Source organism: Bradyrhizobium sp. BRP22 (assembly GCF_020194175.1).
Lineage (GTDB): Bacteria > Pseudomonadota > Alphaproteobacteria > Rhizobiales > Xanthobacteraceae > Bradyrhizobium.
Genome location: NZ_JADYVX010000005.1, coordinates 294,999 through 312,352, shown reverse-complemented (window position 1 = coordinate 312,352; position 17,354 = coordinate 294,999). Strand labels below are relative to the sequence as shown.

Sequence of the window (17,354 nt, the reverse complement as noted above, 5' to 3'; positions counted from 1 at the left end):
TTGCCAACAGTCATTTGGCCTTGCTGCCGGGCCGGCAATTATAGGCCCTGCGGAATCCCGCGGCCTGCGCGTCATCCTCGGAGCAGAACCAGCGGTCGGGCTTGGTTAATCCAGGGTAACTGCGGCATGCCTGCAAATGATAGATGCCGATGTCGCCGGTGACCCGGGCACGCACGGCGAACTTGCCCTTGATGTTACAGCTTGCGGGCATCGGGAGATCGTCGGGGAAGATCACGTCGCGGATCGCGCGATCGCGATCGGCGGGGCATGATCCTCCGAGCAGCGCGCCATCCTGCTTGCCGCGGCGGAACTCCTGCGGCGCGACGAAGCAGCCCTTCCACAGCCCCCGGCGGTCTTCCTTGGCGCGCGCCTCGTCGGGCTTGAAGCGGCCGGTGGCCGAAGCTTCGACGTTGAGGGCAAAGCCCTGCTGGACCATCAGCTCGCTGAGGCTGGTCGGATCGCCTTCGATCTTGCACACGCCGAGACGCCGTTTCTTGTAGGTCAGGTCAGGGCCGAGATCGTCGCAGCGGACCTGACGGTCGCCGATCAGCCTCGCCAGCTGGTCACGGGCCTCGATGCCGCAGGTCCAGCTCTCGGCGTGCTCGTCGATGCACAATTGGTCGACAGGTGGCACGTCGATGCCATCGAGCCGGTAGGTCGTGTTGCCGAGCTGAAGCGTACTGCCGTCCTTGACGGTGGCGTTGGCGGCGAGCGCTTGGCTCGCGGGAAGGGCGATCAGGATCAGCCCTGCGATCAATGTGCGTAATGACATGGTCTATATCGATGGGATGGCGTGCGGGGGAGAGCCTTCTAGCACGAAGCGCCCGCGAAGCTATTCCGCGTTGGAAAAAAGCCGTTGGAACCGGTCGGTAGCGACCGATCCGTGGGTTGACATGAGAGAACAAAAAGAGAACATTAATGCCCGTCCCGCATCCCGGAAATCGCCAGATGTCCTCCCTTCCCAGTGCCAGCACCGAGGATATCGACGGCCTGGAGACTGCCGTGGACGAGGCGATCGCGGCCTGCGGCGGTGATATGCGGGCAACGATCCGCGCGCTGATCGTGGCCAATGATTATCTGGAAAACGAGATAAGCGAGCTGATGAAGGCCGTCTCTCGCGCCCATGCGCGTGGTAGATTTAATACCTATTCGGGTTGACGGCGTCGGGCGCTGGAGCAAGCCCGCCGCCTCGATATAGACCGTTGCCTCTCCTGAGTTTTCCTGTACCACGTCAATTGAGACGCTCGCCGCCCGTGCCATATCGCGGGCGAGGATCCTGCCTAAACGCTCAAGCAAGAAGAACATGTTCAAACGAATCCTGATCGCAAATCGCGGCGAGATCGCTTGCCGGATCATCAAGACTGCACGTCGGATGGGAATCGAGACGGTAGCCGTCTACTCTGAGGCCGACCGCGATGCGCTGCACGTCGAGATGGCTGATGAGGCCGTGCTGATCGGTCCGCCGGCGGCGGCGGAGAGCTATCTGTTGATCGACAGGATCATCGATGCCTGCCGCAAGACCGGCGCCGAGGCCGTTCATCCCGGCTATGGCTTCCTGTCCGAACGCGAGGCGTTTCCGCGTGCGCTGGAGGAAGCCGGCATCGTCTTCATCGGTCCCAACCCCGGTGCCATCGCCGCGATGGGCGACAAGATCGAATCCAAGAAGGCGGCCGCGAAGGCAAAGGTCTCCACCGTTCCCGGCCATCTCGGCGTCATCGAGGACGACAAGCATGCCGTTGGGATCGCCGAGGAGATCGGCTATCCCGTGATGATCAAGGCCTCCGCCGGCGGCGGCGGCAAGGGAATGCGGATCGCGCATTCGAAAGCGGAAGTCGCGGAAGGGTTCAATCTCGCGAAGGCCGAAGCGAAATCGTCGTTCGGTGACGATCGCGTGTTCATCGAGAAGTTCATCGTCGATCCCCGCCACATCGAGATCCAGGTGCTCGGGGACAAGCATGGTAATGTGATCTATCTCGGCGAGCGCGAATGCTCGATCCAGCGCCGCAACCAGAAGGTCATCGAGGAGGCGCCGTCGCCGCTGCTCGACGAGACCACGCGCCGCAAGATGGGCGAGCAGGCGGTCGCGCTCGCCAAGGCCGTGAACTACGACTCGGCCGGCACCGTCGAGTTCGTCGCGGGCCAGGACAAGAGCTTCTACTTCCTGGAGATGAACACGCGCCTGCAGGTCGAGCATCCCGTCACCGAGCTCGTCACCGGCATCGATCTCGTCGAGCAGATGATCCGCGTGGCCGCCGGCGAGAAGCTCAGCCTTGCGCAGAAGGACGTGACGCTGACCGGATGGGCGGTGGAATCGCGCGTCTATGCCGAAGATCCGTTCCGCAATTTCCTGCCTTCGATTGGGCGCCTGGTGAAATATCGTCCGCCGGCCGAGAAGAGCCAGGACGGCGTCACCGTCCGCAACGATACCGGCGTGCAGGAGGGCGGCGAGATCTCGATCCATTACGATCCGATGATCGCCAAGCTGATCACGCACGCGCCGTCGCGGGCCGCGGCGATCGAAGCGCAGTCGACCGCGCTCGATGCCTTCTATGTCGACGGCATCAGGCACAACATTCCGTTCCTGTCGGCGCTGATGAACCATCCGCGCTGGCGCGAAGGCAAGCTCTCCACCGGCTTCATCGCGGAGGAATATCCGAAGGGATTTTCGGCGCGGCCGCCGGAGGGCGAGATCGCGCGACGGCTGGCGGCTGTCGCCGCGGCGATCGATCACGTGCTCGGCGAGCGCAAGCGGCAGATCTCGGGCCAAATGGGTGGCCGCGTCGTCCAGCGCGAGCGGCGCCGCGCGGTATGGCTCGACCGCGAGGAGATCGCGCTCGACATCGCGCGCGAGGGCGATGCCATTGCGGTGCGCTTTGTCGGTGCCGACGGCCTGCCGGGCAACCCGCATAACCTGATATCAAGCTGGGTGCCGGGCGAGCCGGTCTGGCAGGGCACGATCGACGGCCAGTTGGTGGCGCTGCAGGTGCGCGCGATCAACAACGGCTTCCGCCTCGCGCATCAGGGATTTGAGGTTCCGATTTACGTCTTCACCGAAGCGGAAGCGACGTCGGCGCGTCTGATGCCGGTGGTGTCGGCGGCCGATACCGGCAAGAAGCTGCTGTGTCCGATGCCGGGGCTCGTGGTGTCGATCGCGGTCAGTGAAGGGCAGGAGGTCAAGGCCGGCGAGACCCTTGCGGTCGTGGAGGCCATGAAGATGCAGAACGTGCTGCGTGCCGAGCGTGACGGCACGGTGAAGAAGATCCACGCCGCCCCCGGCGCGACGCTGGCCGTGGACGCGCTGATCCTGGAATTCGCGTAAGAAAAAAAGGAGGCCGCAATGGCTTTCGCAACGCGCCGCCAAGCCTTGCGTGCGATCCTTGCCGGATCGACCTGCGTTCGCGCCGGATCGGTATACGATCCGATCTCGGTCCGTATTGCCGAAGATCTCGGCTTCGAACTCGGCATGTTCGGCGGTTCGGTGGCGTCGCTTGCCATCCTCGGCGATCCCGACATTGCCCTGATCACGCTCACCGAGCTTGCCGAGCAGACGCGGCGGATGTCGCGCGCTTCGACCTTGCCGGTGCTGGTCGATGCCGACCACGGGTATGGCAACGCGCTCAACGTCCGCCGCACGATACAGGAGCTCGAGGTAGCGGGCGCTGCCGGCCTCACCATCGAGGATACGCTGTTGCCGCAGGCGTTCGGCGTCGCGGGCCCGCAACTGATCCCGCTCGAGGAGGGCGTCGGCAAGATGAAGGCGGCGCTCGACGGCCGCAGCGATCCGAGCCTGGTGATCATGGGCCGCACCGGAACGCGAGGCGGTGGTGCCCAGGCGTCGGAATTTGACGATTGTCTGGCGCGGGCCAAGGCCTACGACGCGACCGGCGTCGATGCGCTGTTCTTCACGGGTTTGACGACGCGGCGGGAGCTTGAGGCGATCGCGGCGGTGACAACGCTTCCGCTGGTGCTCGGCAACACCCAGGGTGAGCTCGACGATGCGGCGTTTCTCGCAAGCCATCGCGTCAAGATCGCGCTGCAGGGGCATGCACCGTTCGCGGCCGCCACGCAGGCAATATACGACACCCTGAAGGCGCTGCGCGAAGGCGTGAAACCCAGGGAGCTGAAGGGACTTCCACCAGCGGAGGTTACCGCCCGACTGATGCGTGACGCCGACGTGAGGGCAAGGGTAGCCGAATTCCTCGGATTGAAGAAATGACCGACGCGATCCGGCACGTCGTGATCCGTGGGCGTGTGCAGGGTGTCGGCTATCGTGCCTGGGTCGAGCACCAGGCGCGCCTGCGCCAGCTCGAGGGCTGGGTGCGCAACCGCCGGGATGGCAGCGTCGAGGCGGTGTTTGCCGGACCCGAGGCCGTCATATCGGAAATGATCGATGCGTGCCGACGTGGGCCGAGCGCGGCGCGCGTCGATGCCGTCGACAACGATGCAGGCGCTCCGGACTGGCTCAACCTGCGAGAGGCAGGGGATCGATTTTCCGTGCTGCCGACCGTGTAGGCCGGGCGCCGGCGCCTGTCCGTCAGCTCACGACATTGGCGGCTTGCGCGCGCGGCGCCGGGGTCGCGATGGTTTCGCCAAACACATCCGCAAACGCCTGCCGAAGCGCGACGTCGACGTCCGGCAGCGTCACCGGCAGGCCGAGGTCGACCAGGGAGGTGACGCCGTAGCGCGGGTCGACCACGCCGCAGGGCACGATCGCGGAGAAATGCGAAAGATCCGGCTCGACATTGATCGCGATGCCGTGGAACGACACCCAGCGCTTCAGCCGCACCCCGATCGCCGCGATCTTGTCTTCGAAGCCGGCTCCCTTGTCGGGTCGCTTGACCCAGACGCCGACGCGATCCTCGCGGCGCTCGCCGCGGACGTTGAAGGCGGCAAGAGTGTGGATGATCCACTGCTCCAGCGACGCGACATAGGCGCGTACGTCCGGCCGGCGCCGCTTCAGGTCCAGCATCACGTAGGCCACCCGCTGGCCGGGGCCGTGATAGGTGATCTGACCGCCGCGCCCGGTCTGGAATATCGGGAATCGCGCCTCCAGGAGGTCGCCGGTCTTGCCGCTGGTGCCGGATGTGTAGAGCGGGGGATGCTCCAGCAGCCAGACCAGTTCGGGCGCGTTTCCGGCTGCGATGTCGGCGACGCGCGATTCCATCTCGGAGACTGCGTCGGGGTAGGGCACCGGGGCGTCCGAAATCCGCCATTCCGCCGCAGCGCCGCCGGATGGGTGCGCGAAAGTCGTCAAATCAAGGTCCTGGCGGATGTTAACCATTGGCTAACCATGACGTGGTCAGGTGGAACCACAATCTAGTCTCGGTTTGGCGGTTCAAAAGTGGCTACCCTCGATAAAGTCAGTGTCGATCTGATGGTGGTGCTCGGCACCACCACGATGCCCATCCACCAGGTCATGCGGCTTTCCCGCGGCGCCATTATCGAACTGGATGCCACGGAGGCCGACGAGGTCAAGATCCTCGCCAACAACCTGCCGGTCGCCAGCGGCGTGGTGCTGGTCGACCGCAACCGGATCGCCGTCGAGGTCAAGCAAATGCTGCCAAAATCGCCTGATGTTAGGTAGTTAATTGGCTACTTACCGGCTTGTCCCCCACCTTCCGATTTGTTACATCCCGCGCCGTCGATCCGGCGGCGGCCCCAAGGGTTCCCTCCGCATCCCAGCGCTCGTGGCGGAATTGGTAGACGCGCTGCCTTGAGGTGGCAGTGGGTAACACCGTGGGGGTTCGAGTCCCTCCGAGCGCACCAAACGCATAACTCATTGGAACATAAGACATTCATTTCAGAAATTGCCTGAAGTGCCTGGTCGATCTTTGCGCACTCTCGCCGTATGCCTGCACGCGGCACGTCAAACCAGTCTCATTGGGCTATCGCCGACCACTCGAAGATCGATCCTGCTGATTAGATCCGAACGAAGCGCCTCCGCGGCGGTTATGGCGGCTTTCGTCTGTTGCAACGTACTGACATTCGATCCGAGCGATACGATTCCGCCCAGCACCGCGGCGATCGATCCGAGGGCCGCGACCTGATTGGGCCCGAACAGGCCGAGCATCGTAACGAGCAGCAATGCGACGCCGCCGGCGATTGCCGCCTTGGAGAACAGAATAATCTTTCGGCATCGCTCGGCGACCTCGGCAAGCTCCTCGATCCGCGCTTCGATCTCTGAAATCTCGTCGATCGGATTATGTTCGGTCATCAGCTTCAAGATCGGGATCCGTTGATCACCACTGTATCAGTTGTTCCGGCATATTCTGCTCGCTAGGCGTATCCACGAAAACGCCGAATGTCGGCGCATTGACGTCTGCCAGCAATACTGCGGGGGGCGTCACAGCAAACGGCTGCTCCGAAACAGGACGGTATGGCCCCCCGGTCATCATAGGCGAAGTCATCGGCTTTGGCGGCGGCAATGGCAATTCCGAACCCGGCTCGGACAATGGCAAGCGGCGCCGGAGTGATGGCCAAGAGGGGGTCAGTGACCATCGCAACGAGCAGCCCACAGTGGCGCGGTGGCAAATTTTCCGCCTCGAGGCCGGTGGATGCCTTTCCGTAACACCATTCGCGTACGCTAAAGGTGTGCAAGCTCGCGGGCCGGCGATTCCGGACCGATGAGCGCCATCGCTCACCGATCGCGCGCCCGATTCGGAAATCCGGGGAACAGGATGATCCTGCTCAGCTACGTCTATCGCTTCGTTTCCAACTTCGTGTTTCTGGCGCTGGTCTATTTCAGCCTCAACTTCATGGAAAAATACCAGCACCGCGCGATCGTCGCGTTCCTGGTGCTGATCTATGCCGCAATGCATGCGGCGTCGGCCTTGCGCTCGTTCTATTTCTTTCAGCGGATCGAACGCCTGGAAGGGGAGGCGCGTCGGCTCGGGATGGCCGTGGTCGAGGGGCCGAGTTCGGCGGCCTCACGCAAGCAGATCGTCGGCGCCGTCACCGAGCTGCGTCATGCCGGCGAGATCAAGTCCTATATCGATCTGCTGTTCCTGGCGCTCGTCATCCTGCTCTGCATCGCCAAGATCGTGACGAACTGAGCGCACGGCGCGGCAATCTCCGCGCCGTGTTCTTCAGCGCTTTGCCACGTGAACCGCCGGCTTCGCCTGCACGGCATGCTTGGGCGCGCCACGGCCCGCGTGGCCCGCTTGCGGATTCTGATGCGCGGCATGCCGGGAATGCGCTGCCTGGGGCGCACCGACGGTGCGGGCTCGTGCGGAAATCGGCCCGATCGCATTTGCGGCGTGGTCCGGCCGGTTGGCAGGCGAACGCGATGCCAGCAACGTCACGCGGACGCCCTCAGGCATCCTGAAGACGGAGGAGGCCGGAACGGGCAGCGCCGGGCGGCTGTTCTCGGAGACGCGCAATGGTCCCGGCCATGCCGTTTGCGCGACGAGAGCGGCCCGCGGGCGGCGCAGTCGATCGAACAGGCCTGGATCGCGCCAATCCAGATTCGACAGTCCCGGGACGGGCAGTGTCTGCGCCTGGGCGAACACGAAATTCGGAATCTTCGGCCAGCGCACACTCGCCACGGTCTCGGTCGGTGGGTGCAACAGCCACTGCACCGGGTCGGTCGGCGTGGCCGGCCGCTCCGGCGTCGCCGGCACCACATGGACGATGCGATAGCCGCGCGCCTTCAACTCCTGCAGGATCCTCGGCAGCGCGGCCACCGTGCGCGGCTGGATATCGTGCAGCAGCAGGATGCCTTTGCCCTTGGCTTCCAGGCGCTGGATCGCGAGATCGTAGACGCGCGAAGGAGGGATATGGCGCCAATCATCGGCGGGGAAGTCGGCGCTCCAGGCCTGGATTCCCCGCGACGCCAGATAATCCTCGACGGCTGCGGCGCGCAGCAGCCCCGGAATGCGGAAGAAGGGCGCAAGCTTGCTCGCATCGCCAAGGGCGGCCACGGTGGAGGCGATGCCGGCATCGACCTCCTGCCTGGCCTGCTCGATCGACATCTTGTTGAAGGTGAGCGGATGATTCTGGCTATGGGTGCCGACGGTGTGGCCGGCGGCGATGAGCTTGCGGACACCTTGCGGATTGGCATTGGCCTGTCGGCCGATGATGAAGAAGGTCGCCTTCACGCACTGGCTGGCAAGAATGTCCAGCACCTGGTTGCTGTATTTCGGCAGCGGGCCGTCATCAAATGTCAGCACCACTTCGTGATCGTCGAGCGGCAGGGTCTCGGCATATTGCATGGTGCCGATCCTGGCATGCTCGCGGGGATCGACCACCAGCGTGCGCGAGGTGCCGAGCGCGTCGGGATGGCCGGGACAATCGGCGGCGGCCGCGGACTGGCTGCTTGCGCAGATCAAAACCACCAGGGAGAGGGCGGTCCATGACCCCTTCCAAAATCCCGCGCCAACGCTAGCGATCATGACACCCCGGCTGCATTCTCTGGTCCGACGCCAAATCCCTACCCACGGCGTCATGAATGCCGCGTTAATGGTTTGTAACCCATAGCCATTGTTTGGTTCAATGTGTCTGATCCGACACGGTTTTTTGACCCGGCGGCACGATATGCACAATCCGGTAATTGTGCTCGCGCAGATAGCGCAAGAAGGCCGGAAGCATCGCCGCTGTATGTGTCTTGGGATCGTGCAGCAGGATGATGCCCCGTCCGGCGGCGTTCAGGCGCTCGGTCAGGATCTTCAGCTCCTCCTGCGGCGTCATCTTGTTCCAGTCGCTGGCCCAGAGGTCGGCGCCGAAGACTGCGATGCCGCGCTTCTCCAGGTTGGCGAGCGTCTCCGGCGACATCTCGAAATAGGGAAAGCGGAAGAACGGTGTGCTCGGCGTCGTGGTCGCCCGCCCATGCAGCGCGGTTTCGACTGCGGCGATGCCTTTGTCGATCTCGCCAATGGCGTCGTCCGGCTTCATGTATTTGAGGTTATGATGCGTCCAGGTGTGATGGGCGACGGTGTGGCCGAGCGCCGCGATCTGGCGGACCAGCTCCGCATGTTCGGAGGCCGGCTTTCCGATCATGAAGAAGGTGGCGCGCACGCATTCATGGGCGAGTGCCGCGAGAATCTTCCGGTCGGTTGCCGGCCATGGCCCGTCGTCGAACGTCAACACCACCTCGTGATCCTGTAGGGGTAATGTGCCCGGAAAGCTCTTGGTGCCGATGCGCGGATAGGCCGCGGGATCGACGGTCAGGACACGCGACGTTCCGAGCGCATCCTTGCGCGGACATTCGACGGCGGCCTGCGCTGCGTCGGTCCACGCGAGCAAGGCAAGAATGGCTGCACCGAACGTTCTCATAAGCACACCTGTTCTTCGCGGTCGGCGACATTTGGCATTGCGCGGGATGCAACCGATTGGGTAATGCGTGCGGTGATAACTCAGACGAGTTCCTTCCCTCTGTCAAACGGTGAGGCGCGGCATGGCCGAGAATATCGACGCTGCCCATCCCGCCGAAGTGTCCATCCTCGATCGGCTGTCGATGCGGGACGAGGAGGGGCAACTCCGCCACGAATTCGTCGAGGAGATCACGGGCGCGATCCACGCGGCCGACCGGCCGTTCCTCTGTGAGGTCGTAGCGGAACTGCACGAGGCGGATCTCGGCGATCTCATCGCGGCGCTCGCGCCGGAAGACCGCGTCAGCCTTGTCGAGATCACCGGCGCCGACTTCGACTTCTCGGCATTGAACGAGGTCGACGATGCCGTGCGCGAGGAAATCCTCGAAGAGCTCGAGCCGGAGACCGTCGCCGAAGGCGTCCGCGAACTGGCGTCCGATGACGCGATCGAGCTTCTCGAAGGTCTCGACGAGGAGGACAAGGAACAGATCCTCGAAAGGCTTCCGCCGTCCGAGCGCGCGGAGCTCGAGCGCAGCCTGCTGTATCCGGAAAACTCCGCCGGCCGGCGGATGCAGACCGAGTTCATCGCGGTGCCGCCGGATTGGACGGTGGGTCAGACCATCGACTACATGCGCGACGCGCCCGATCTGCCGCACCGGTTCTACGAGATCTACGTGGTCGACGCCGACAGGCACTGGCTGGGTGCGGTGCCGCTGGATGTATTGCTGCGTTCGCGCCGTCCGGTGCCGCTCACTGAGCTGATCGACGAAGATCGCCGCCGCGTCTCGGCCCTGGAAGACCAGGAAGAGGTCGCGCGGATGTTCGGCAAGTACAATCTGGTGGCCGCTCCCGTGGTCGACACCACGGATCGGCTGGTCGGCGTCATCACCATCGACGACGTCGTCGACGTCATCGAGGAGGAAGCCGACGAAGACCTGAAAGCGCTCGGTGGTGTCACCAGTCACGAAGAGTTGTCGGACAATGTCTGGACGATTGCGCGGGGACGCTTCAACTGGCTGCTGATCAATCTCGCCACCGCTTTTTTGGCATCCTCTGTGCTGGGCCTGTTTGAAGGCCAGCTCGAGAAGATGGTGGCGCTTGCGGTGCTGGCACCGATCGTCGCGAGCCAGGGCGGCAATGCCGCGACCCAGACCATGACGGTTGCGGTGCGCGCGCTGGCGACCCGCGAGCTCGGATCCTACAACGCCGTTCGCGTGATCCTGCGCGAGGTTATGGTCGGCCTCGTCAACGGTGTTGCCTTTGCCGTCATCACCGGGATCGCCGCGGTGGCCTGGTTCAAGATCCCGGGCCTCGGCGTCGTGATCGGGCTCGCCATCGTCTGCAATCTGGTTGCCGGTGCGCTCGGCGGGATCTTGATCCCGATGGTGCTGGAGCGGGTGCGCGCCGATCCGGCCGTGGCGTCCGGCACCTTCGTTACCACCATCACGGATGTGGTCGGCTTCTTCTGCTTTCTCGGCATCGCCACTTTGTGGTTCGGACTGAATTAGCACCCTGCTAGCGTTAAGCGACGCTTAAGTCGGTTCGCCCACAATGCGGCTTTCCGGAGCAGACCATGAAGCGCCTGCGGCTGAAAGCGGATGGACGGATCGTCGAGCTGCGTGACGGGCAGGAGTTCCCGCTGGCGCCCGAGACGCCGACGGGGCCGCTGACGGTCCGCGATCTCCGCCGCCGATCGCATCTGACCCAGCTCGAATTCGCCGCCAAGCTCGGCGTGCCCGTGGAAACGATCCGCAACTGGGAGCAGGGCAAACGGGCCCCTCGTGGACCGGCACGGGCGCTTCTGGCGGTCATCGCCCATTCGCCGGAAACGGTCTTTGCGGCACTGGCAACAGAATCCTCCGCGGCCTGAGTTGGCAGCCGGGCCACGGCAGCCCATACTGGACGCATGACCATCATCGAAGCCAATGGCGCCAGGATCCCGGCGATCGGGCTTGGCACCTGGGAATTGCGCGGACGCACCTGCGCGCGGATCGTCGAGCAGGCGCTCAGGCTCGGCTATCGCCATATCGACACCGCGCAGATGTACGACAATGAGCGCGAGGTCGGCGAGGGGCTGCGCGCGTCCGGCGTGAGGCGCGACGACGTCTTCATCACGACCAAGGTCTGGACCACCCACTTCAGGCCCAACGACCTCGAGCGCTCGGCAAAGGAAAGCCTGGCGCGGCTGCGGCTGACCGAAGTCGATCTGTTGTTGCTGCACTGGCCGAACCCGCAGGTGCCGCTGGCGGAAACGGTGGGCGCGCTGGCGCACGCCAAACAGCTCGGGCTGGCGCGCCATATCGGCATCTCCAACTTCACCGTCGCCTTGATCGAGCAGGCGGTGGCGGCTTGCGCGGAGCCGCTGGTGTGCGACCAGGTCGAGTATCATCCCTATCTCGACCAGACGAAGGTGAGGGCCGCCTGCGCCCGGCACGGCATGGCGGTGGTCGCCTACAGCCCGATCGCCAAGGGCCGCGTCAGGAATGACCGTACCTTGGCGCGGATCGGCGACCGCTATCGCAAGACGGCGGCCCAGGTCTGCCTGCGCTGGCTGGTGCAACAGAATGTTGCCGCAATCCCGCGGACCTCCAAGCTCGAACGGCTGTCGGAGAATATCAACGTCTTCGATTTCGAATTGTCGGTGGACGACATGAGCCTGATCTCGGGCATGAGTGACGCCTCACGCCGCCTGACCGATTCCGGCTTTGCGCCGAAATGGGATTGAGACACGCCTCGATGGGCGGCTATGCTGACAGGCAGGGGCTGTCAAACCTGATCAGTTGCGAATGAACCTGCGGGAGCTCATTCCTGTGGACGTGACGGCGTCGGCGGTTGCGCACCTGTCGGTGCTGGCCCTGGTGCTGCTCCTGTCCGAAGTCCATCCGTTCGATGTCGTGGCGGCTGACACCGTCCCGGTCGACATCGTCACGCCGCAAGAGCTCGAGAAGCAGCCCGAGCCGACCCCATCGCCGTCGCCTTCTCCGTCACCGACCATCGACCTGTCCGCGCTGCAGCAGCCGGCCGCAAGCGATCCGCCTGCACCGGCGCCGCAGCCGTCACCGTCGGCCCCGCCGCTGCAGAAGCAGCCGGCACCCGCGGAATCGGGCTCGGTCCCGCCGCAGCCCGCGGCTCAACCGCTGGCCACCCCGGCCTACACGCCGCCGGAGCCCGATCTGTCGATCAAATATCATGTCCAACTCGGCTTGCCGCCGCATCTCCCGACGATGGCAGCGCCAGCCCCGGCCCCGGCCGCGCGCTACGGTGGCAAGGTGGACGAGGATTTCGATGCACCGGCAATCAGATCGGCCGACCTCACCCCGAGCGTCATCGCCGAGTTTCGCCGCCATCTCAAGACCTGCTCGAAGCTGCCTGCATCGCTGAAACCGTCCGATGACGTCAAGGTCACGCTGCGCGTGTTCATGACGCCACAGGGGAGGCTCGCGGACGAGCCGCTGCTGATCGAGGCCAGCGCCTCCGAGAAGGGACCGGTGCTGATGCGTGGTGCGATGAGTGCACTGGAAGCGTGCCAGCCCTATACGATGCTGCCGGCGGATCGCTATGGCGAGTGGAAGATGCTCGACCTCAGCTTCACGCCGCAGGACTTTGCTTCCTAGACTTCGACATTCGCTGCGCGCGGCGATCGCCCGCCGGTTGGACGGCCGCGCCGCGCTATGGCAAAATAGCAGCCCAACGGGATTCCCCGCACATGTTGAAGCTCGTCATCGGCAACAAGAACTATTCGTCATGGTCGATGCGGCCGTGGCTGGCGCTACGCGCCAACAACATTCCCTTCGAGGAAATCTTCATTCCGCTCTACACCGATGTGAAGGCGGACAAGGATCGCATCCTCAGCTTCTCTCGTGCCGGCAAGGTGCCGGCACTGATCGATGGCGATGTCACGGTCTGGGACTCGCTTGCGATCATCGAATACCTTGCCGAGAAGTATCCAGAAACCAAGCTGTGGCCAGAGGACCGCGCCAGCCGGGCTCATGCGCGCTCGATTTCGGCGGAAATGCATTCGGGTTTTATGCCGCTGCGCGCTGAATGCGGCATGAACCTGCATCGTCCGATTCGGGCGATCCCATTGTCGGACGACGCGCGCGCCAATGTCGCCAGGATCCAGGAGATCTGGGCCGACTGCCATGCGCGCTACGGCAGGCAAGGTCCGTTCCTGTTCGGTGCGTTCTCCGGCGCTGATGCGATGTTCGCCCCCGTCGTGCACCGCTTCCGCACCTATGCGATCCCGGTGAAGCCCGAAGCGCAGGCCTATGTCGATGCGATGACGTCGTTGCCGGCGTTCCAGGAATGGACCCGAGACGGGCTTGCCGAAACGCTCATCATCGAGCGGTTCGAGACCGTGTAACTCGAAATGGGGATGCCCGCGGTAGCTCCCGATTGCGGGAACCGGGACTTTTCGCCGTTCTCGCCGCGGAACGCGGCCGATCCGCTGGCCAGCCTCGTATCATACTGAAAAATCTGCAAATTTCGCGCATTTGGCATGCCCCGATCCTGCTGGATTTCGCGGCCCCTGCTGTGCTAGCTTGACGCAGGGTTCTCAATGTTGGCCGCTGCTGTGGGACCTTAGGCGGCGCGCCAACGATCCAAGAAAAATGGAGAGGGCGTTGAAGCATAAGTACTCCGTTGGAGAGATTGTCTATTTCACTGCGAGCAACGTATCTCGTCCGGCCGCCAGCGGGACCTACCAGGTGGTCCGGCTGCTGCCGACCGACGGTGACGATTGCCAGTACCGCATCAAGAGCTCGACCGAAGCTTTCGAACGGGTCGCCAAGGAAAGCCAGCTCGTCCTGTCCTGAAGAGACCTGTGCGCAAGCAACCGTTTGACGCGGTTCCCTGATGGGTCGCCGTCAAAAGGCCCCGTTCGCAGAACCACTCTGCCGAAGGCCGAATGCCCGAAAGAAGGTATTCGCCTTCGGTGACCGTGCCTTATGCTGCGTTGAGGGACACCGCGCATGAACTGGGCTTCTTCGCTGGATCATATCTGGCGCTCCGCGACCTTTCCGATGTGGCTGACGCTCGCCGCTGCAGGATTTTTTGGACTGATCCTGTTGATCACGCTGTTGCGCGCGGAGAAATCCGTGGCCAATGGCGCGCTGACGGTCATCACCTTGCTCGCGATCGCGATCGCAGTTGCCGCAACCATCCGCGGCTTTGATTCCGGTAGCCGGGCTGCTTCCACGGATACCCGGCTAACGCAGCCGATCGTCGCGGCACCGGCGGCGTTGGCCTGCATCGACGACCTTGCAGGCGATGCCGTGCTGAACGCCTGCGAAAAGGTGTTGTTCGGCTCCGCGGACTCTACGGCTGCCGCAGTTGCCTATGCAGCTTCCAAGATCAGCCGCCTGACGTCGTTGGGCGATATCGCGACCGCCGAGCGCAACACATCGCCCGAACTGCAGGCGCTGCGTCGGGCGATCGAGCGGGACCGCTACGGGCTCATGGCCTATGTGCTGACGGTGCGGGATCATTGCACGCCGGCCTCATGCGCGGCGTTCAGCTCACTCGGGACCACCCAGCAGATCGCGTCCAATATGGACGAGCACCTCTATGAGAACCTGATCACCCGCTATGCGCCGTCCTGGAACGCGCCTCAGCCTGCCAATACAGCGGCGGCGGCCGGAGCGATACCAGGAGCCGGGGTGCTCGGCGCATTGCCGACATCGGTCCCGACGGGCAAGCCCACCAACGCCGAATTCCCGTCGGCTGCGAACACCCCGCCGATCAGCATCATGTCACCTGAGCCCGCATCGAAGCCGTCGCCGCCGGCCGCGGCAGCCGCCACCACTCCGCCTGCGCCACGGGCGGCGCCAGCGGCTTCCACGACGCCGCCGGCCGCCGCCAAGAAACAGGCGGCTGCCAAGCGTCCGCCGGCACCTGCGCCAGTGCCGCTCGCGCCGGCTCCACCGGCGTCCACAGCCGCTCCCGCAGCTTCGGACGACTGATCTTTTCAAAGCCCGTGTCGGCGGCTAAAGCGGAACGACCATGCCGCTTCATCTCATCAAGCTCGCCGTCGGCTGCGACTCGGTCAAGGAACTCAAGACCTGGGTTGCAGAGCGGATGGCGACCGCGAAAAAGAAGGGCCTGCCGCAGCGTCATATCCACATCACGCGGATGACGCCGAAGCGGGAGGAGGAGATCCTAGCCGGCGGCTCGCTCTATTGGGTGATCCGTGGCGAGATCGCCGCGCGGGAGAAGATCATCGCGATCGAGCCGTTCCGCGACAAGGACGGTATCGGCCGTTGCCGCATCGTGATGCAGCCCAAGGTGATCTCGGTATCGTCGCGCCCGATGCGCCCGTTCCAGGGCTGGCGCTACCTCACCGCCGATGCGGCGCCACCCGACCTGACCAAATCGGCGGCCTCTGGCGTCGCGGCGATGCCGGAGCCGATGCGGCGCGAACTGCGCGATCTCGGACTGCTGTAACGGCCGGTCGGGTTATACCGCGATATTGTCGATCAGCCTCGTGGTGCCGAGCCTTGCGGCCACCAGCATCCGCAACGGGCCGTCCTTGATCGAGGTGATCGGCGCCAGCGTCTCCGCGTGGCGCACCTCCAGATAGTCGAGCTTGAAACCGGCCTGTTCGATCAACTCGGCCCCGCCGGCGACCGCCGGCTCGATTTCTTCGCCGCCACGGATGCGGCGAGCGGTTTCCTTCATGACGCGATAAAGTTCCGGCGCCACGCGCCGTTCCTCGGGCGAGAGGTAGACGTTGCGGGAGGACATTGCGAGCCCATCGCGCTCGCGCACCGTCCTGGAGCCGATCACCTTGACGCCGAGGTCGAGGTCGCGCGCCATCTGGGTCACGACGCGGAGCTGCTGAAAATCCTTCTCGCCGAAGATCGCGAAATCCGGCCGGCACTGCGTGAACAGTTTGCCGACCACCGTCGCAACCCCGCCGAAGAAGTGTGGGCGGAAACGATCTTCGAGGCCGACCGTGGCGGGCCCCTCCGGCGCGATCCGGGTGGCAAAGCCGTCCGGGTACATGGTCTTGACGTCGGGATGCCAGATCAGGTCGACCTTCTCGGCGGCGAGCTTCGCGACGTCGGCCTTCCAGGTGCGCGGGTAGGAGCCGAAATCTTCTGTCGGCGCGAACTGGGTCGGGTTGACGAAGATCGAGACGATGACGCGCTGCGCGCGTCGTTTGGCAAGCCGAACCAGCGACACGTGCCCGTCGTGGAGCGCTCCCATGGTTGGCACCAGCGCCGTCATTGCCTTTCGGCCGCGCAAAGCCTCGACGGCGCGGCGCAAGGCAGGGACGGTGCGGACGACCATGGGGCTTCGCGACATCTGGATTCAATCTCTAGGGCTGGCTCTGGAGGATCTGGCGGGGCGCGAGACGGACTTGGACTCGCTCGATGCGGTGGGCACAAGACCATACCAAGCGGAAGCCATTGACGCCAAGGCGGCAGGCGCGCGCACCCGGTCCGCTCGGGGTCCACGACATCATCGCAATGCGACGCGTGCACCTTGCGCCGGCTGCAGGATCGTCATCTTGAACGGTCCGCCATTGGCCGCTGCATGCGCGACCGCCTCGTTGACGTGGTCAAGGTCGAAGGTGGTCACCTTGAACAGGTCGAGCGGCAGCAGGCCTGCCCGGATCATGCCAACGGGGCCGAGCGTCGCTTCAGGTGGATGCATCCACACGCCGTGGATGCTGATGCAGCCGCGCATGACGCATCGATGGTCCCGATGGTCTGACGTTCTCGGTCGGGACCAACGTCTGCTCGGCGGGCAGGGATGCCGGGAATTCGGCCAACGGTTGGGCGCGCGCAGTGTGCCGGGCTGCGAGGTGCTCAGCCACCCCGAGAGAGGCCGCCTGGCCTTCGAATATGCGAGTTTTCAGGCCAATGACGATCCGGCGCTGAAACTCATCATCTACGCGGCGGCCTGACCCGTGCGACTACGGGGGAGGACCCAAAACGGGGAACAAACTCGGAGATGGCCCGTTTCATTACAAATGTATTGAGCGGCTAAACCCGAATTTCGCGGGCGCCGTCATAAGGTTAGGAGGAACGCCACCATCCCCCAGCG

20 protein-coding genes, 1 tRNA gene and 2 pseudogenes are annotated in these 17,354 nt (G+C 64.3%); 16 read left to right on the top strand and 7 right to left on the bottom strand.

Annotation, left to right across the window (positions count from 1 at the left end):
• Positions 1–10: 10 nt before the first annotated feature.
• Positions 11–772 carry a thermonuclease family protein gene (locus I6F35_RS09995; protein WP_225117468.1) on the bottom strand — a complete coding sequence of 254 codons (762 nt, stop codon included), beginning with the start codon at positions 770–772 and terminating at the stop codon, positions 11–13.
• A 176-nt stretch (positions 773–948) separates the two neighbouring features.
• Between I6F35_RS09995 and I6F35_RS09990 the strand changes: the two genes are divergently transcribed.
• The 4 genes from I6F35_RS09990 (at position 949) to I6F35_RS09975 (ending at position 4,512) form a co-directional block, all read left to right on the top strand.
• Positions 949–1,158 carry a hypothetical protein gene (locus I6F35_RS09990; RefSeq protein WP_225117467.1) on the top strand — a complete coding sequence of 70 codons (210 nt, stop codon included), beginning with the start codon at positions 949–951 and terminating at the stop codon, positions 1,156–1,158.
• Between the two features lie 145 nt (positions 1,159–1,303).
• Positions 1,304–3,319 (top strand): acetyl/propionyl/methylcrotonyl-CoA carboxylase subunit alpha, encoded by a 2,016-nt coding sequence (locus tag I6F35_RS09985; protein WP_225117466.1) that lies wholly within the window; start codon positions 1,304–1,306, stop codon positions 3,317–3,319.
• 18 nt (positions 3,320–3,337) lie between these two features.
• Positions 3,338–4,216 carry an isocitrate lyase/PEP mutase family protein gene (locus tag I6F35_RS09980; RefSeq protein WP_225117465.1) on the top strand — a complete coding sequence of 293 codons (879 nt, stop codon included), beginning with the start codon at positions 3,338–3,340 and terminating at the stop codon, positions 4,214–4,216.
• On the top strand, positions 4,213–4,512 hold the full coding sequence (locus I6F35_RS09975; protein ID WP_225117464.1) for an acylphosphatase: 300 nt from the start codon (positions 4,213–4,215) through the stop codon (positions 4,510–4,512). Before I6F35_RS09980 ends, I6F35_RS09975 begins: the two co-directional genes overlap by 4 nt.
• A 22-nt stretch (positions 4,513–4,534) precedes the next feature.
• Here I6F35_RS09975 and lipB read toward each other — a convergent pair whose 3' ends face one another.
• Positions 4,535–5,281, bottom strand: coding sequence for a lipoyl(octanoyl) transferase LipB (lipB, locus tag I6F35_RS09970; RefSeq protein WP_225117463.1), 747 nt, complete (start codon positions 5,279–5,281; stop codon positions 4,535–4,537).
• A gap of 60 nt (positions 5,282–5,341) precedes the next feature.
• Here lipB and I6F35_RS09965 point away from each other — a divergent pair, with 60 nt between their 5' ends.
• Together I6F35_RS09965 and I6F35_RS09960 are read left to right on the top strand one after the other, a co-directional pair.
• Entirely contained in the window at positions 5,342–5,584 is a 243-nt protein-coding gene (locus tag I6F35_RS09965; RefSeq protein WP_066505938.1) for a FliM/FliN family flagellar motor switch protein, read from the top strand.
• Positions 5,585–5,681: 97 nt separating this feature from the next.
• Positions 5,682–5,766: transfer RNA gene (locus tag I6F35_RS09960), tRNA-Leu, on the top strand.
• Between the two features lie 100 nt (positions 5,767–5,866).
• On the opposite strand, the gene I6F35_RS09955 is transcribed toward I6F35_RS09960, so the two are convergent.
• Positions 5,867–6,214 (bottom strand): hypothetical protein, encoded by a 348-nt coding sequence (locus I6F35_RS09955; RefSeq protein WP_225117524.1) that lies wholly within the window; start codon positions 6,212–6,214, stop codon positions 5,867–5,869.
• A 463-nt stretch (positions 6,215–6,677) separates the two neighbouring features.
• Between I6F35_RS09955 and I6F35_RS09950 the strand changes: the two genes are divergently transcribed.
• Entirely contained in the window at positions 6,678–7,052 is a 375-nt protein-coding gene (locus I6F35_RS09950) for a hypothetical protein (RefSeq protein WP_225117462.1), read from the top strand.
• Positions 7,053–7,085: 33 nt separating this feature from the next.
• Here I6F35_RS09950 and I6F35_RS09945 read toward each other — a convergent pair whose 3' ends face one another.
• Together I6F35_RS09945 and I6F35_RS09940 are read right to left on the bottom strand one after the other, a co-directional pair.
• The gene (locus tag I6F35_RS09945) at positions 7,086–8,390 is read right to left on the bottom strand and encodes a polysaccharide deacetylase family protein (protein ID WP_346283150.1); all 1,305 of its coding nucleotides are present in this window, start codon (positions 8,388–8,390) and stop codon (positions 7,086–7,088) included.
• 97 nt (positions 8,391–8,487) lie between these two features.
• Positions 8,488–9,270, bottom strand: coding sequence for a polysaccharide deacetylase family protein (locus tag I6F35_RS09940; RefSeq protein WP_225117460.1), 783 nt, complete (start codon positions 9,268–9,270; stop codon positions 8,488–8,490).
• A 121-nt stretch (positions 9,271–9,391) separates the two neighbouring features.
• Between I6F35_RS09940 and mgtE the strand changes: the two genes are divergently transcribed.
• The 8 genes from mgtE to I6F35_RS09900 all read left to right on the top strand — a co-directional run bounded on the left by mgtE (position 9,392) and on the right by I6F35_RS09900 (position 15,746).
• A complete protein-coding gene (gene mgtE / locus I6F35_RS09935; protein WP_225117459.1) occupies positions 9,392–10,813 on the top strand; it encodes a magnesium transporter in 1,422 nt (473 codons plus the stop codon).
• A 65-nt stretch (positions 10,814–10,878) separates the two neighbouring features.
• The gene (locus tag I6F35_RS09930) at positions 10,879–11,175 is read left to right on the top strand and encodes a helix-turn-helix domain-containing protein (protein WP_225117458.1); all 297 of its coding nucleotides are present in this window, start codon (positions 10,879–10,881) and stop codon (positions 11,173–11,175) included.
• A gap of 36 nt (positions 11,176–11,211) precedes the next feature.
• Positions 11,212–12,030: an aldo/keto reductase gene (locus I6F35_RS09925; protein ID WP_225117457.1), complete on the top strand. Its 819-nt coding sequence runs from the start codon at positions 11,212–11,214 to the stop codon at positions 12,028–12,030.
• A gap of 85 nt (positions 12,031–12,115) precedes the next feature.
• A complete protein-coding gene (locus tag I6F35_RS09920; protein WP_225117456.1) occupies positions 12,116–12,919 on the top strand; it encodes a hypothetical protein in 804 nt (267 codons plus the stop codon).
• Positions 12,920–13,011: 92 nt separating this feature from the next.
• The gene (locus I6F35_RS09915) at positions 13,012–13,668 is read left to right on the top strand and encodes a glutathione S-transferase family protein (protein ID WP_225117455.1); all 657 of its coding nucleotides are present in this window, start codon (positions 13,012–13,014) and stop codon (positions 13,666–13,668) included.
• Between the two features lie 247 nt (positions 13,669–13,915).
• The gene (locus tag I6F35_RS09910; protein ID WP_225117454.1) at positions 13,916–14,119 is read left to right on the top strand and encodes a hypothetical protein; all 204 of its coding nucleotides are present in this window, start codon (positions 13,916–13,918) and stop codon (positions 14,117–14,119) included.
• A 156-nt stretch (positions 14,120–14,275) separates the two neighbouring features.
• Entirely contained in the window at positions 14,276–15,265 is a 990-nt protein-coding gene (locus tag I6F35_RS09905; protein WP_225117453.1) for a hypothetical protein, read from the top strand.
• 40 nt (positions 15,266–15,305) lie between these two features.
• The gene (locus I6F35_RS09900) at positions 15,306–15,746 is read left to right on the top strand and encodes a DUF1489 domain-containing protein (protein ID WP_225117452.1); all 441 of its coding nucleotides are present in this window, start codon (positions 15,306–15,308) and stop codon (positions 15,744–15,746) included.
• 12 nt (positions 15,747–15,758) lie between these two features.
• Here I6F35_RS09900 and panC read toward each other — a convergent pair whose 3' ends face one another.
• Positions 15,759–16,610 (bottom strand): pantoate--beta-alanine ligase, encoded by an 852-nt coding sequence (gene panC / locus I6F35_RS09895; protein WP_225117451.1) that lies wholly within the window; start codon positions 16,608–16,610, stop codon positions 15,759–15,761.
• Positions 16,611–16,766: 156 nt separating this feature from the next.
• Positions 16,767–16,997 (bottom strand): annotated as a pseudogene (locus I6F35_RS09890) (hypothetical protein); the annotation flags it as partial.
• A 106-nt stretch (positions 16,998–17,103) separates the two neighbouring features.
• Between I6F35_RS09890 and I6F35_RS09885 the strand changes: the two are divergent.
• Positions 17,104–17,214, top strand: a pseudogene (locus I6F35_RS09885) (transcriptional regulator); the annotation flags it as partial.
• Positions 17,215–17,354 lie beyond the last annotated feature (140 nt).

Coding starts and splice junctions, on each gene's coding strand:
- I6F35_RS09900 (WP_225117452.1), top strand. CDS start 15,306: ATGCCGCTTCATCTCATCAAGCTCGCCGTCGGCTGCGACTCGGTCAAG.
- mgtE (WP_225117459.1), top strand. CDS start 9,392: ATGGCCGAGAATATCGACGCTGCCCATCCCGCCGAAGTGTCCATCCTC.
- panC (WP_225117451.1), bottom strand. CDS start 16,610: ATGTCGCGAAGCCCCATGGTCGTCCGCACCGTCCCTGCCTTGCGCCGC.
- I6F35_RS09910 (WP_225117454.1), top strand. CDS start 13,916: ATGGAGAGGGCGTTGAAGCATAAGTACTCCGTTGGAGAGATTGTCTAT.
- I6F35_RS09930 (WP_225117458.1), top strand. CDS start 10,879: ATGAAGCGCCTGCGGCTGAAAGCGGATGGACGGATCGTCGAGCTGCGT.
- lipB (WP_225117463.1), bottom strand. CDS start 5,281: ATGGTTAACATCCGCCAGGACCTTGATTTGACGACTTTCGCGCACCCA.
- I6F35_RS09990 (WP_225117467.1), top strand. CDS start 949: ATGTCCTCCCTTCCCAGTGCCAGCACCGAGGATATCGACGGCCTGGAG.
- I6F35_RS09955 (WP_225117524.1), bottom strand. CDS start 6,214: ATGACCGAACATAATCCGATCGACGAGATTTCAGAGATCGAAGCGCGG.
- I6F35_RS09995 (WP_225117468.1), bottom strand. CDS start 772: ATGTCATTACGCACATTGATCGCAGGGCTGATCCTGATCGCCCTTCCC.
- I6F35_RS09905 (WP_225117453.1), top strand. CDS start 14,276: ATGAACTGGGCTTCTTCGCTGGATCATATCTGGCGCTCCGCGACCTTT.
- I6F35_RS09925 (WP_225117457.1), top strand. CDS start 11,212: ATGACCATCATCGAAGCCAATGGCGCCAGGATCCCGGCGATCGGGCTT.
- I6F35_RS09945 (WP_346283150.1), bottom strand. CDS start 8,390: ATGATCGCTAGCGTTGGCGCGGGATTTTGGAAGGGGTCATGGACCGCC.
- I6F35_RS09985 (WP_225117466.1), top strand. CDS start 1,304: ATGTTCAAACGAATCCTGATCGCAAATCGCGGCGAGATCGCTTGCCGG.
- I6F35_RS09950 (WP_225117462.1), top strand. CDS start 6,678: ATGATCCTGCTCAGCTACGTCTATCGCTTCGTTTCCAACTTCGTGTTT.
- I6F35_RS09975 (WP_225117464.1), top strand. CDS start 4,213: ATGACCGACGCGATCCGGCACGTCGTGATCCGTGGGCGTGTGCAGGGT.
- I6F35_RS09940 (WP_225117460.1), bottom strand. CDS start 9,270: ATGAGAACGTTCGGTGCAGCCATTCTTGCCTTGCTCGCGTGGACCGAC.
- I6F35_RS09915 (WP_225117455.1), top strand. CDS start 13,012: ATGTTGAAGCTCGTCATCGGCAACAAGAACTATTCGTCATGGTCGATG.
- I6F35_RS09980 (WP_225117465.1), top strand. CDS start 3,338: ATGGCTTTCGCAACGCGCCGCCAAGCCTTGCGTGCGATCCTTGCCGGA.